General features: G+C 72.3%; 13 protein-coding genes. 6 read left to right on the top strand and 7 right to left on the bottom strand.

Annotation, left to right across the window (positions count from 1 at the left end; genetic code table 11):
- The 7 genes from HKK72_RS28905 to HKK72_RS28875 form a co-directional block, all read right to left on the bottom strand.
- On the bottom strand, positions 1-1100 hold a 1100-nt coding region (locus HKK72_RS28905), incomplete at its 3' end, for a sensor histidine kinase (protein WP_315987490.1).
- Positions 1101-1197: 97 nt separating this feature from the next.
- Positions 1198-1629 (bottom strand): TIGR03668 family PPOX class F420-dependent oxidoreductase, encoded by a 432-nt coding sequence (locus HKK72_RS28900; protein ID WP_187237599.1) that lies wholly within the window; start codon positions 1627-1629, stop codon positions 1198-1200.
- A 40-nt stretch (positions 1630-1669) separates the two neighbouring features.
- Positions 1670-3826, bottom strand: coding sequence for a cytochrome c oxidase assembly protein (locus HKK72_RS28895; protein WP_187237598.1), 2157 nt, complete (start codon positions 3824-3826; stop codon positions 1670-1672).
- Positions 3819-4430, bottom strand: a complete 612-nt coding sequence (locus HKK72_RS28890; protein ID WP_187237597.1) for a copper resistance protein CopC — start codon at positions 4428-4430, stop codon at positions 3819-3821. Before HKK72_RS28890 ends, HKK72_RS28895 begins: the two co-directional genes overlap by 8 nt.
- Before the next feature lie 95 nt (positions 4431-4525).
- On the bottom strand, positions 4526-5686 hold the full coding sequence (locus HKK72_RS28885; RefSeq protein WP_187237596.1) for a DUF5685 family protein: 1161 nt from the start codon (positions 5684-5686) through the stop codon (positions 4526-4528).
- Between the two features lie 39 nt (positions 5687-5725).
- Entirely contained in the window at positions 5726-7024 is a 1299-nt protein-coding gene (locus HKK72_RS28880; RefSeq protein WP_315987489.1) for a helix-turn-helix domain-containing protein, read from the bottom strand.
- Between the two features lie 39 nt (positions 7025-7063).
- Positions 7064-8635, bottom strand: a complete 1572-nt coding sequence (locus HKK72_RS28875; RefSeq protein WP_187237595.1) for a PucR family transcriptional regulator — start codon at positions 8633-8635, stop codon at positions 7064-7066.
- A 136-nt stretch (positions 8636-8771) separates the two neighbouring features.
- Here HKK72_RS28875 and uraD point away from each other — a divergent pair, with 136 nt between their 5' ends.
- The 6 genes from uraD to HKK72_RS28845 all read left to right on the top strand — a co-directional run.
- Positions 8772-9287, top strand: a complete 516-nt coding sequence (uraD, locus tag HKK72_RS28870; protein WP_187237594.1) for a 2-oxo-4-hydroxy-4-carboxy-5-ureidoimidazoline decarboxylase — start codon at positions 8772-8774, stop codon at positions 9285-9287.
- The gene (uraH, locus tag HKK72_RS28865) at positions 9287-9613 is read left to right on the top strand and encodes a hydroxyisourate hydrolase (protein ID WP_187237593.1); all 327 of its coding nucleotides are present in this window, start codon (positions 9287-9289) and stop codon (positions 9611-9613) included. Before uraD ends, uraH begins: the two co-directional genes overlap by 1 nt.
- A gap of 56 nt (positions 9614-9669) precedes the next feature.
- Positions 9670-10548 (top strand): factor-independent urate hydroxylase, encoded by an 879-nt coding sequence (gene pucL / locus HKK72_RS28860; protein WP_187237592.1) that lies wholly within the window; start codon positions 9670-9672, stop codon positions 10546-10548.
- Between the two features lie 2 nt (positions 10549-10550).
- Positions 10551-11420, top strand: a complete 870-nt coding sequence (locus tag HKK72_RS28855) for an FAD binding domain-containing protein (protein ID WP_187237591.1) — start codon at positions 10551-10553, stop codon at positions 11418-11420.
- Entirely contained in the window at positions 11411-11887 is a 477-nt protein-coding gene (locus HKK72_RS28850) for a (2Fe-2S)-binding protein (RefSeq protein WP_187237590.1), read from the top strand. The genes HKK72_RS28855 and HKK72_RS28850 overlap by 10 nt, the downstream gene beginning before the upstream one ends.
- Positions 11884-12782 (top strand): xanthine dehydrogenase family protein molybdopterin-binding subunit (locus tag HKK72_RS28845; protein ID WP_187237589.1); only part of this gene is annotated, 899 nt, incomplete at its 3' end. The genes HKK72_RS28850 and HKK72_RS28845, both read left to right, overlap by 4 nt.

The following is a 12782-nucleotide window of genomic DNA, read 5'->3' as shown; positions in this document are numbered from 1 at the left end:
TTGGTCATCTCCACCTCCAGAAGGTCTGCGCGCACCGCGAGCCGCAGGACCACCGGCACCGTTCCCGCGTGCCTCAGCGCGTTGGTCAGCCCCTCCTGCACGATCCGGTACGCCTCGCGGGAGACGACCGCAGGGACGTCCCCGAGGTTCCCGTCGATATGGGCGTCGAGTTCCACTCCGGCCAGCCGGGTCTGGTCCAGCAGGCCGGTCAGGTCGGCCAGGGTGGGCTGCGGCGCCATCGAGGTGGTGTCCTCGCGCAGGAGGCCGAGCACGTGATCGAGATCCTCGAGGGCGCTGCGCGCCGACTCCTCGATCGCGCCGAGAGCCTGCCGGGCGAAGGCAGGGGCGCTGTCGAGCACCCGGCTCGCCGCACCGGCCTGCAGGGTGACGACGCTGAGGGCGTGCCCCACGGAGTCGTGCAGTTCGCGGGCGAGCCGGTTGCGTTCGGCGAGCCGCATCGCGCGCTCCTCGAGGACGGTCAGCCGCTCCGCCGGGGTCGGGCCGAGGAACACCGGCGCCAGCCGGGCGAGCAGCGCACCAGACCCGGCGATCAGGTAGACCAGTCCGACCGCGAGCAGTACACCGCCCACCGGCCCGACGATCTGGGCCCAGCCCTGGTGATCCCAGATCCATGCCCAGCCGTCGTACATGCTCCGCTCCTGCCGCCTACCCCAGACCGGCAGCAGTGCGAGCGCGATGGCACCGGACGGGACGGCCAGGCTCAGAATGCTGACGAGCATGCCGAGCCAGAGGTGGCCGGAGTACCAGCATGCGGTGCGCAGGCGAGCGGCCCACGACCGCGCGGCGACGACCACCTCCTCTGTGATCCCGCCGCCCACCAGTTCCTTGGCCGCAGTGCCCTCGAGCACCCGCACGGCGGGGACCAGCCCGGTCACGAAGACGGCGGGGATCGGGAGCAGCAGCACGGCCAGCAGCCCGATCCAGATCGCGGCGAGACCCACCTGCTGGGACAGCTGGCCCATGAGGAGCATGCTGAGGATCCAGTACGGCAGGAGCAGCGCTCCGCCCGCGACGAGATAGGCCCACCGCCGCCAGGTGGACCGGGCGATCAGTGGGCGCAGGGCCCTGGCTCCGGACACCGTCCGATCATCTCGCGACGGCCCGGCCGCCGCCTCCCCCGCCCGCATCGGTCGCCGTTCGCCCTGCTCCCCCGTGCGGGGGACGCCGTCCGAAGGGTCATGCGTCAGGCGGCGACCAGGCCCAGCCGGACCACCGTTCGACGAGGACGCTGATCACGGGTCCTTCCGGGCGGTGCCCCTCGTACTGCCGGTAGCGCCGCACGAGAAGGTCGATCGGGCGCGCCGCCTCATCGGGATCGCCGACGACCCGCGCGATGCCGTCCGCGCGCACCCACCAGAGCCGCTCCCAGTCGCCGCCGTAGTGGTCGGCGAGCAGCGCCACCCTGGGCTCGCCCTCGATGTTGCGCAGCCGCTTGAGATCGCCGGTCCGCTTGGGCTTGTGATCGACCGCCGCGTAGACGCGGTCGCCGTCGACCGCGAAGGTCGTGGGCACGATGTGCGGACGCCCGTCGTCGCCCACCGTGGCCAGCCGCACGACCGGCACGGAGGCGAAACGGGCCCGGGCGACATCCTCCGGCAGGCCGGGCATCAGCGCTCACCGTCCACGTAACGGTCGTACCCGCGTCAGGCTAGTCGCGAGCGTCGCCGCCGTCCGCCGACTCCGCCGCCTTCCCTGCCGGCTCCGGCCCGTCACGCCTCCCGGAGATCTCCGCCGCCTTCCCCGCGGGCTCGGATCCGTCGCCGGTGCCGAGGGGCCCGGCCGCCGTCCGGCCCGAGCGGCGGTCGAGCGACTCGAGGTAGGCGTTGTAGTCGGAGAGCTCGTCGTCCTCCTTGAGCGCCTCGGCCCGGTCGGCCTTGCGCTCCAGGCGGCGGGCCAGCCGTTCGTCCTCCACGAACCACTGGAACACCAGGGCGATCAGCACGATGAAGGTCGGGATCTCCCCGAAGGCCCATGCCATGGCCCCGCCGGTGCTCTGGTCGGACACCAGCGAGGCGCCCCAGGGCCGGTCGAGCACCGTGTACCAGCCCTTCGCCAGGGGCTGCCCCATGTTCATGATCGCGATTCCGAAGAAGGCGTGGAAGGGCATGGTGACGAAGAGCACGAGCAGCCGCCCGATGTACGGCAGCCGCACCGGGGCGGGATCCACGCCGATGAGCACCCAGAAGAACAGGATCCCGGACAGCATGAAGTGGGTGAGCATCGCGATGTGCCCCAGATGGGCGCGCATCGCCTTCTCGAACAGCGGGCTGAAGTACAGGGCGTACGTGCTGACGATGAAGACCGCCGTGGCCACCGCGGGATGCGTGACGACCTTGGCGACCCGGCTGTGCAGGAACACCGTCAGCCACTCTCGCGGCCCCCGGTCGCCTCTGATCGCCGCGGGCTTCAGCGCCCGCAGCGCGAGCGTGACCGGCGCGCCGAGGACCAGGAAGATGGGCGTGAGCATCGCCAGCACCATGTGCTGCGCCATGTGCACGCTGAACAGCACCGGGGCGTAGGTCGCCACGCCGCTCAGGGTCACGCTCGCGATGGACAGCAGCCCGACCGCCCAGGCGGCGGTGCGCCCGACCGGCCAGCGATCGCCGCGCCGCCGCAGCCGCATGATCCCGGCGATGTAGAGGCCGCCGAGCACGACGATCATGAGCGCGAAGAAGAAGTCGAACCGCCACAGCGTGAGCAGCCGCAGTGCGGTGACGGGCGGCGGCATGTCGTAGCCGAGCAGTTCCTTGACCGTGCCGCCGGTGCTGTCGACGGCCGGCGGGGCGGTACGTGACAGCGCCACCGCCAGGCCCATGGTGGCCGCCATCACGGCGGCCTCGACCGTCGCCAGCCGCGCGAACGCCCCCGGCCGCCGCGCCGCCACGGCGGGCAGCGTACGCGTGCGGTGCCACCAGCCGAACCAGCCGAGCACGGCGAATGCCGCGATCTTGGCCAGCACGAGACGGCCGTAGTCACTGGTGAACAGCTCGACCGGGTCGGGCAGCCGGGAGACGACGTTGGCCAGTCCGCTGACCCCGACGGCGACGTAGCACCACAGTGCCATGCGGCTGAACCGCTCGGCCGCGACGTGCAGGTCGCCGCCGCCTTGCCTGCGGCCGGAATCGGTCCACGCGTGCCAGCAGAGCACCGCGAGGCCGCCCACCCAGGGGGTCACCGCGGCGATGTGCAGGGCCAGCCCGACGATGGCGACCGAGTGGTTGGGCGAGGCCGCCGAATGCCCGTTCAGGGGCGGCGGCAGGAGGGCTATACCGGCGAGGAGGAGCAGGCCCAGCGCACCGCCCGCCGATGTGGCCGTGCGGGAGAGCAGGGCGATGACGGCGGTCAGCATGACGACGAACATCAGCGCGGTGCCCTGCGGCAACTGCCCTATGTAGCTGCTCAGCTCGCTTCCGGCCACGACCTGGCCGACCGGCTCGCCGAGGATGTCCGAGACGGTGAGGACCAGCGTCGCCGCCGCCGCGGCGGCCCAGCCGGCCGCGAGCCATGAGGCGGCCCGCAGGTAACCGAGAGCCGACGGGCCGAGCAGATTTCCGCCCTTGGCGCGTTCGCTGGGGACCAGGACCGTCGCGGCGAGCAGGGCGCCCACCGTCAGGACGGCGCCGATGTCCATGGCCAGCCTGGCCAGCGGCAGGCCCCACCTGGTGAGGTCTCCGGCGTCGCCGAGCCCGGGAACGATCTTCTCGGTGACCGCGCCCCCGACGAAGAGCGCCGCGACCAGGACGATCCCCGCGGAGGCCGCGGCGATGACCGCGGCCCGGACGGCTCCCGCAGGCGGTCTACTCACCGCTGGAGGCCGGAGCGGACTTGCGCTTGCGCACGAACACCACGCCCACCCCGATGAGGATGCCGATCAGCAGCCCTCCGCCGGCCATCAACCAGTTCGCCGTGCCTGACGACTTCTCGGGCGCCGGCGTCGGCGCCGCCGCCTCGCCGCCGTCGACCGCCGGGGCCACGGGATCCGCGGGCGCCGGAGCCACCTGCTCGCCCTCGCTGCCGCCCGAGGGCCCGGTCAGGGTGAACGGCACCTCCCCGGTCACGGGGTGGCCGTCGGCGGACACGACCCGGTAGGCGATCGTGTAGTCACCGGGCTTGAGGTCGGGTGCGGCCGGCTGCGTCACGGTGGCGCCCTTGACGCGGGGAGGCGTGGAGGCGCCGCCCTGGGCACCGCCGGCGCCGCGGATCTGTACCTTCGCGACCGATGCGTTGATGTTCTCGCTGAACACGAGCGTGACCTCGGTCAGCGTCTTGACCGAGGAGCCTCGGGCGGGCGTGCTCTTGATCAGTTTGGTGTGCGCGGAGGCCGGCGCGACGAACAGCGCGGCGGAGGCGAGGACGATCGCGGTGACGACGCCCAGCCTGCGCAGACCGATTCGTGGTGTGGTTGTCATCACTGTTCCGGGAGACCTTCGACGGATGCGGGGCGGACGCCTTCACTGTAGTGACACTTCCACGCGGCACGTGCCCGGGGCGCTGAAGCCGCTCGCTAGCAGTCGCAGCCGCAACAGTCACAGTCGCACCCGTCGCAGCAGTTACAGCAATCGCAGCAGTTACAGCAATCGCAGTCGCAGTACCGCGAACACCAGCACCGGTCGCCGCAGCCCTCGCCGTGATGTTCGCTCCACGGGGGCTGCCACATGCCGCACGTGCACGCCACCATCGACCAGGCGAGGCAGAGCACCGGCGGGCCCTGCCGCGGCGGCCGACGGCGCGGCGGGTGCGGGGGCTGGTGGTGCGGCGGGTGCGGGGGCTGGTGGTGCGGCGGGGGCGGCGGGTACCCGCCGGGGCCGTACGCCTGCGCCGCGAACACGCGGTCGACCGAGCGGCGTGCTTCCCGGTCGAGCAGCGCCGTGACCAGGCGCGGGCTCTCCAGATCGAGGTCTGCGACGGCCAGCCGCAGCCCGTGCAGCGCGGCGTCGCAGTGACGGCGTGCCTCGTCCAGGCCGGCGCCCGTCGCCAGCAGCGGATTGTAGGCGCCTGCCGCGCGGTCGTCCGCCAGGTCCTCGACGGCGTCGATCAGATGGGCGATCCGGCCGAAGAACCGGCCGGCCTCGGCCAATGTCTCGGCGTTGTGCGGCTTTCCCGCGAGCACGGCCGTGTGCGCGAAGGCCGCCGCCACCGCGTCCTCGGTCGGTGCGGTGAGCTCGATCAGGCTCCGCCCGGGCGCGGACTCGAGCGCGCTCTGCCGCTCGACCACCTCGCGCAGCACGGCCGGATCGAAGCCGGTGGCCACGCTCGTACGGACCCCGGCCGTGTCCCAGCGGTCGGCCATGCGCCCCGCGGTCGCCGCCACCGCCTTCCGCGCGTACATGCCGTCGCGGTCGGCCACGTGGTCGCGGATCTTTCCCGCGGCCAGCAGCAGCGAGACGGCGGCGGCCAGCCGGGCCCCCTCGGCACGTGCGTCCACCACCTCGGCGCCGCGCATCCCGCGCAGCGCGCACGGCCCGGCCTTGCGACGCGGGGACCGGTCCGCGCTCTGCGCCTCGACCAGCACCGACACCAACAGCCCGTCGTAGTTCGTCACCAGCCGGGCGGCCTGCCCGTGCTCGGCGCGCAGCGTCAGGCACAGCCCGCACAGGTGCGCCATCCAGTCCTTGAACAACGATCCGCACATCCCGTGCTTGCACGGGCGAATGACCCCGAACATCCTTCGACTCTGTCCTCGTTCCTTGACCCGTTCTCGACCTCAGAGACCGACGCAGCTGAGGGCACGGCGATACGCGGCGAGCCGGGGCGCCTCGGCGCCCGTCTCACCGAACAGTTCGGCCAGGTCGAACCAGGCCTGGGCCGCCTGACGCGTCGACTCCATCGTCTCCAGGTGCGTCGCGGTCTGGGTCAGCACGCCCACCGCCTCGGTGCGCAGTCCGAGCCGTACGTAGGCCTCGCCGAGGACGGCGAGCGCCCAGGCGGCGGCTCTGCGAGGTGACTCGCCGAGCATCTCGACCGCCTCGCTGGCCAGTTCGACGGCCTTCTCCGGGCGGCCGAGAACGGTCTCGGCCTGGGCCAGCATCGTCAGGCACCACGCGACATCGATCTCACTGGCCGCGCTGGCGGCGATGTCGTCCTTCGTCCGCAGCAGCAGCTCGTGAGCATGCTGGGCCTTCTCGGGCCGGGCCCGCAGCAGAAGGCTCGCGTAGGCCAGGCGAAGCCGGCAGAGGTTGCGGGGTTCGTCCTGCTCACCGTGCAGCGCCAGCGCCCGCTCGATCCAGGCCATGCCATCGTCGTACTCACCGCGCATCTCGGCGACGTAGGCGGCCTCCCAGTAGGCCCAGATGCGCGCCCTCGGGCTGCCGATCCGCTCGGCGCGCTCGATCAGCTGACCGGCCAGTTGATGGGCCCGCACCAGGTCGCCGCGCACGATGAGCGCCGCCAGCAGGGTCGCCGCCAGGTGCACCGCGGAGTCGGTGGACTCCGAGCCGACGGCCGTGAGCTGGCGTAGCGCCTCTTCGGCGAGGTTCACGCTGGCGCTGACGTCACCTCGTTCGCGCAGGCACCGGCTCAGCGCGACGTGCACCCGCGCCCATTGGTCGCGATCGTCGTCGAGGGACGCGGTGTCCTTCAGCCGTTCAAGCTCGGTGATCGCGGGTTCGAGTTGCCCGTCGGCCTCCAGCGCCAGGGCATGCCCCCACCGGGCCTGGTGCAGCAGCTCGGGCAGCGCCGCCGCGTCGGCGCTCTCCAGCACCTCGGCGAAGCGCGCGCGGGCCTCGGCGGCCGCGCCGTTCTGCAAGGCGATCTCGGCGTAGTCCAGGGTGACCCGGAGCCCGTCGACGATCTCCTCGCTCACCCCGCTCACCAGATAGGTGGGCGAGCAGTGCAGTTTGCTGGCGAGCAGCTCGACCACGCTCGGGGCCGGAACCCGCTTATCGCTCTCGATCAACGAGATATAGCTGTCCGACAGCTCCGGAAAGGCGAGCTGAGCCTGGCTGACTCCCTGCCGGATCCGCAGCATCCGAATACGTTGACCGAACGATTCCTGACCGTCCACGACCACTCCTTTACGCCCAGGAAGACAATCCTGTATGTCCTACCTCGCCCGCAAGGCCAAAAACAGGTCGACCCGATTCTCCAGCGTGCTCAAGTCCCGCCCGGTCAGTTCCTCGATCCGCCGAATCCGGTAGCGCAGCGTGTTCACATGGATGTGCAGACGGGCGGCGCAGCGGCTCCAGGACCCGGAGCAGTCCAGGAACGCCTCCAGTGTGGACATGAGGTCGGAGTGGTGCTCGGCGTCATAATCCCGCAGCGGACGCAGCAGCCGGTCCCGGAACGACGTGCGCACCGCGGCGGGCACGTTGGCCAGGAGCAGCGCATGCGATTGGACCTCGTCGCTCGTGACGACGTGCGGCAGGTCCGGGCGCCCGCCCGCCATTCTCCTGGTGTGCCGCGCCTCCTCGACCGCCCCGCGCAGCGCGGCCGGACCGTCCGCCGGGCCGCTGACGCCGATGGTGAGCCGACCGCCCGCCATCGAAGGTTCCAGGAAGCGCGACGTCGCGCGCATACCCGCCACCACCTCGGAGATCCCTGCCGCAGGCACGAGGGCGATCGCCTCGCCGCCCAGGCCGCCGATCACCGCCCTCGCACCGGACAACAGCTCTTCGAGCACCACGCATTCGTCCGGATGCGCGACCTCGCCGACCGACGCCGACACGGCGACGTACGGCTCGACCGGCGACAGCCCGCAGGCCCGCATCCGTGCCGCCACCTCGCCGGGATCGACCAGCCGGGCGGGTTCGGAGGATCGTTGCGCCGAGCCGGCGGAGTCGGCGGGTCCGGGCAACTCGGCCAGTTCGGCCACCATCCGCCGCTCGACCCTGCGGCCCTCCTCGATCCGCGCGCGCTCGAGCGCGGCCAGCGCCGCCAGTTCATAGGCCGACTCCGTGACCTCCTCGTCGGCGTGACCCAGTTCGCCCTCACAGGCCAGGAACCAGGCCGCCGCCCGGTGACGGGCCCGGGTGCCCACCGGCAGCAGCGTGTACGCGCGGCCCGTCCGTACCACGTGCGGCAACCGATCGGCGGTGAGGAACCCGGCGGCCAGCCGCCGGGCGTCGTCGGACGTGAGGCCGGTCTCCGGACCGGCGACGACGCGGCCGGTGGGCGTCACTATCCAGCAGCCGCGGCCGAGGTCCTCCCGGGTCCCGGCGAAGACGGCGTCGAGCCCGGCGCCGTCCGCCATGCTGGAGATCATCCGGCGGTGTCGGCCCATCGCCGTCGTGAGCCCGGCGGTGCGCTCGGCCATCAGCCGGCGGGTGACGACCTCGTTCACGGTGCCGAAGGAGACCTCCGCGGGCACCTCGATCAACGGAAGCCCGCGCCGGCGGCAGGCGACGACGATGCCGGGCGGCACGAGGCCGTGCACCGCCGTGCCGACCCCGAGCGCCGACGCACCGGCCTCGACGAGCGTCGCCACGAGCCAGTCGGGGTCCTCGTGTCCCTTGCGCCACATCAGCCCGGTCAGCACGAACTCGTCACCGATGAGATAGCGACCGGGCAGCACCAGTTCCGTCGTGTAGACCCACCGGACCGGACGCTCCAGCGCCCGCTCGCCGGTGCGCAGAACGAGCCGTAGCTCACTGATGTCCAGGAGATCCCGCAACAGCACGGGATCAGGCTATCGACCACGTCTTGGGGGACATGGAGGTCTTTGGAGGAACCTCCAAAGAGGCGGGTGCCTCGGCGCGCCCGGTTCATGAGATCCGCCGCTGGTGGAGCCCGGCCCGGCCTGCTGTACTGGCCAGATGACCGGCCGACCGCAGGGCCTGGAGTGGCTCAACGAGCTCTCCGAGCAGGACGCCGAGCAGGAGCTCATGAGCTGCTGCGGGTCGAAGGCATGGGCGGCCGCCGTGGCGGCGGCACGACCCTTCGAGGACGAGGCCGCGCTCACCCGCGCCGCCGACAGCGCGTTCTCGGACCTCGGCTGGCGCGGCGTGGAGGAGGCACTGGCGCACCACCCCCGCATCGGAGACCGGCCGAAGGGGGTGGACCGCCCGTCTGCCTGGTCGCGCGCCGAGCAGTCCGGCGTGATCGACTCTGATGGCGAGGTGGCCGGCGCGCTGCACGAGGGGAACCTCGCCTACGAGCGGCGGTTCGGCCGGGTGTTCCTCATCTGCGCGACGGGCCTGCCGGCCGAGGAGCTGCTCTCGGCCCTCCGGGAACGCCTCGGCAACGACGACGCCACCGAACGCGGGATCGTACGCGCCGAGCTCTTGAAGATCACCCACCTGCGTCTGACCAAACTGCTGGAGCGGCCGTAGTGACCCTGAGCACCCATGTCCTCGACACCGGCCGCGGCCGGCCGGCCGCCGGCGTGCCGATCCGGCTGGATCGCCATGACGGCGAGACCTGGCGGCCACTGGCCGAGAACGTCACCGACGCCGACGGGCGCCTCGGCGATCTGCCCGCGCCGGACGCCGGGACCTACCGGTTGCGGTTCGGCACCGGCCCCTACTTCGCGGCCCACGGGACCGAGACGTTCTACCCGGAGGTGAGCGTGGTGTTCGTCGTCTCCGATCCGGGCGAGCACCATCACGTACCGCTGCTGGTCAGCGCGTACGGCTACTCGACCTACCGGGGGAGCTGACGGCCGATGGGGCAGACGGCCGATGGGGCAGGCGGGCTGATGGGGCTGATGAGCTGATGGGCATCGCGCTGGGACCGAACCAGTACGGCAAGGCCGAGACCCGCGTCGTACGGGTGAGCCGGGACGGCGACCACCACGAGATCAAGGATCTCAACGTCAGCGTCGCGCTCTCTGGCGCGATGGAGGCCGTGCACCTGACCGGCGACAACTCCGCCGTGCTCCCGACCGACACGCAGAAGAACACGGTCTTCGCCTTCGCCCGCGAGCACGGCATCGCCTCGGCGGAGGAGTTCGCCCTCCTGCTGGCCCGGCACTTCGTGAACTCCCAGCCGACGGTCCACCGGGCCCGGCTGAGCGTCGAGGAGTACGCCTGGGACCGCATCCCGGTGACCGGCCACTCCTTCGTCCGGCGCGGCCAGGAGATCCGCACCGCCCGGGTGGCGGCCTACGAGGGTGAACGCGCCCACGTCGTCTCCGGACTGCGGGACCTGACCGTCCTGAACTCCACCGGCTCGGAGTTCTGGGGCTTCCTGAAGGACGGGTACACGACCCTGCCGGAGACCCGGGACCGGATCCTCGCCACCACGGTGAACGCCGAGTGGCGGCACACCGATCTCGGCACCGCTTGGGACACCTCGTACGGCACGGTCCGGCGGCTCCTGCTGGAGACCTTCGCGGGCACCCACAGCCTTTCCCTGCAGCAGACCCTGTACGCGATGGGCCGGCGGGTGCTCGAGGAGTGCCCGGCAATCTGCGAGGTCCGCCTGGCGATGCCCAACAAGCACCATTTCGCCGTCGATCTCGAGCCCTTCGGGATGGACAACCCGAACGAGGTCTTCCACGCCGCCGACCGCCCGTACGGCGTCATCGAGGGCTCCGTCCTGCGCGACGACGCCCCAGGCGACGAACGCTCCGCCGACCAGGCATGGTGGTGAACATGGACTTCCTCCGGCCCGCCACCTGGGCCGAGGCGCTCGCCCTGAAGGCCGAGCACCCCGGCGCACGCCCGATCGCGGGCGGCACCGACGTGATGGTCGAGCTGAACTTCGACCGGTCCCGGCCTCCGGCGCTGCTCGACCTCACGGCGATCCGCGAGCTCGCGACCTGGGAGCGCGACGGCGACCGGATCCGGATCGGCGCGGGGCTGCCGTACGCCCGGATCATCGACGAGCTCGGCGGCGCGCTGCCGGGGCTCGCGATCGCGTCCCGTACGGTCGGATCACCGCAGATCCGCAACCGCGGAACGGTCGGCGGCAATCTCGGCTCCGCCTCCCCCGCCGGCGACGCGCACCCGCCGCTGCTGGCCAGTGACGCCTCGGTCGAGGTCGAGTCGGTGCGCGGTTCACGTGTGCTCCCGGTCGTGGCGTTCTTTCTGCGGCCCAAGGTCAGCGCACTGGAGCCGGACGAGCTGATCCGCGCCGTACGGGTGCCGAGGGCGGACGGGCCGCAGCAGTTCGCCAAGATCGGCACGCGCAACGCGATGGTGATCGCGGTCTGCTCGTTCGCCGTGGCCCTGCGCCCGTCCGAGCGACGGGTCGGCACCGGCATCGGCTCCGCGGCTCCCACCCCCCTGCGGGCCCGCGACGCCGAGGGGTTCCTCGCCGCCGAGCTGGACTGGGACGGGGCCGGCCCTCTCGACGACGGGGTGGCCCGTCGCTTCGGCGAACTCGTCGCGGCGGCGGCGAACCCCATCGACGACGTGCGCGGCACCGCCGGCTACCGCCGCCACGCACTGTCGGTGATGGCCCGGCGAACGCTGGGCTGGACCTGGGCCGAGTACCGGAAGGGGGCGGCGGAATGCGCGTGAGCTTCACCGTCAACGGCGAGGACCGGATCGTGGACGACGTCTGGGAGGGCGAGTCGCTCCTGCACGTCCTGCGCGAGCGATGCGGGCTGCCCGGCTCCAAGAACGCCTGCGAACAGGGCGAGTGCGGATCGTGCACCGTCTATCTGGACGGCACCCCGGTGTGCGCCTGCCTGGTCGCCGGCGGCCAGGCGCAGGGCCGCACGGTCCGTACGGTCGAGGGTCTGGCCGACGGCGAGCGGCTCGATCCGCTGCAGGAGGCGTTCGTCGAGTGCGGCGCCGTGCAGTGCGGGTTCTGCACGCCGGGCCTGATCGTGGCCGCCCACGACCTTCTCGCCCGCACCGAGGGCGTGCCCGCCGACCCCGAGATCCGCGAGGCGCTCGCCGGCAACCTCTGCCGCTGCACCGGCTATGAGCAGATCATCGAGGCGGTCCGCCTCGCCGCCGCCCGCAAGGCGGTCTCGTCATGACGACGCGGCTGGAGCGGTCCGTACGCGGCGGCGTCGGGGACAGCCCGGCAAGGCCGGACGGCAACCTGAAGGTGACCGGCGAGTTCGCCTACTCCTCCGACCTGTGGATGGACGGCATGCTGTGGGGGGCCACCCTGCGCAGCCCGCACCCTCGTGCCCGCATCACCTCCATCGACCTGACCGAGGCGGTGCGGCTGCCCGGGGTCCATGCCGTCCTCACCCACGAGGACGTCCCCGGTGAACCGTGCTACGGCCTCGACCATCGCGACCAGCCGGTGCTGGCCCGCGACCAGGTGCGCTACGAGGGCGAGGCGGTCGCGATCGTCGCCGCGGACCATCCCGAGACCGCCCGGCGCGCGTGCGATCTGATCGTGGTCGGCTACGACGTGCGGGAGCCGGTGACCGACGCCCGCCGGGCCGCGCTGGACCCCTCGTGCCCGAAGGTGCACGAAGGCGGCAACGTCGTACGGCATCAGCCCGTACGGGTGGGCGACCCGGCGGCGAGCGCCGACGTGGTGGTCACCGCGGAGTACGAGGTCGGCATGCAGGACCAGGCCTTCCTCGGCCCCGAGTCCGGGCTCGCGGTGCCGGCCGAGGACGGCGGCGTCGACCTCTACGTCGCCACCCAGTGGCTGCACGTTGACCAGGCGCAGATCGCCGCCTGTCTCGGGCTGCCGGAAGACAGAGTGCGGCTCACGCTGGCCGGCGTGGGCGGGGCCTTCGGGGCCCGCGAGGACCTCTCGATGCAGATTCACGCGTGCCTCCTCGCGCAGCGCACCGGCCGGCCGGTGCGGTTCGTCTACGGGCGCGAGGAGTCGTTCTTCGGGCACGTGCACCGCCACCCCGCCGTGCTGCGCTACGAGCACGGCGCCACGAGGGACGGCCGGCTGGTGTA

It is taken from the genome of Actinomadura sp. HBU206391 (genome assembly GCF_014323665.1).
GTDB lineage: Bacteria > Actinomycetota > Actinomycetes > Streptosporangiales > Streptosporangiaceae > Actinomadura_C.
Note: the sequence above shows the minus strand (reverse complement) of the source record. Positions and strands in the feature narration are given on the sequence as shown.

Excerpts from the sequence above, each read along its gene's own strand:
- uraD (WP_187237594.1), top strand. The coding sequence starts at position 8,772 with ATGACCGGCCGACCGCAGGGCCTGGAGTGGCTCAACGAGCTCTCCGAG.
- HKK72_RS28890 (WP_187237597.1), bottom strand. The coding sequence starts at position 4,430 with ATGACAACCACACCACGAATCGGTCTGCGCAGGCTGGGCGTCGTCACC.
- HKK72_RS28855 (WP_187237591.1), top strand. The coding sequence starts at position 10,551 with ATGGACTTCCTCCGGCCCGCCACCTGGGCCGAGGCGCTCGCCCTGAAG.
- HKK72_RS28850 (WP_187237590.1), top strand. The coding sequence starts at position 11,411 with ATGCGCGTGAGCTTCACCGTCAACGGCGAGGACCGGATCGTGGACGAC.
- HKK72_RS28900 (WP_187237599.1), bottom strand. The coding sequence starts at position 1,629 with ATGCCCGGCCTGCCGGAGGATGTCGCCCGGGCCCGTTTCGCCTCCGTG.
- pucL (WP_187237592.1), top strand. The coding sequence starts at position 9,670 with ATGGGCATCGCGCTGGGACCGAACCAGTACGGCAAGGCCGAGACCCGC.
- HKK72_RS28885 (WP_187237596.1), bottom strand. The coding sequence starts at position 5,686 with ATGTTCGGGGTCATTCGCCCGTGCAAGCACGGGATGTGCGGATCGTTG.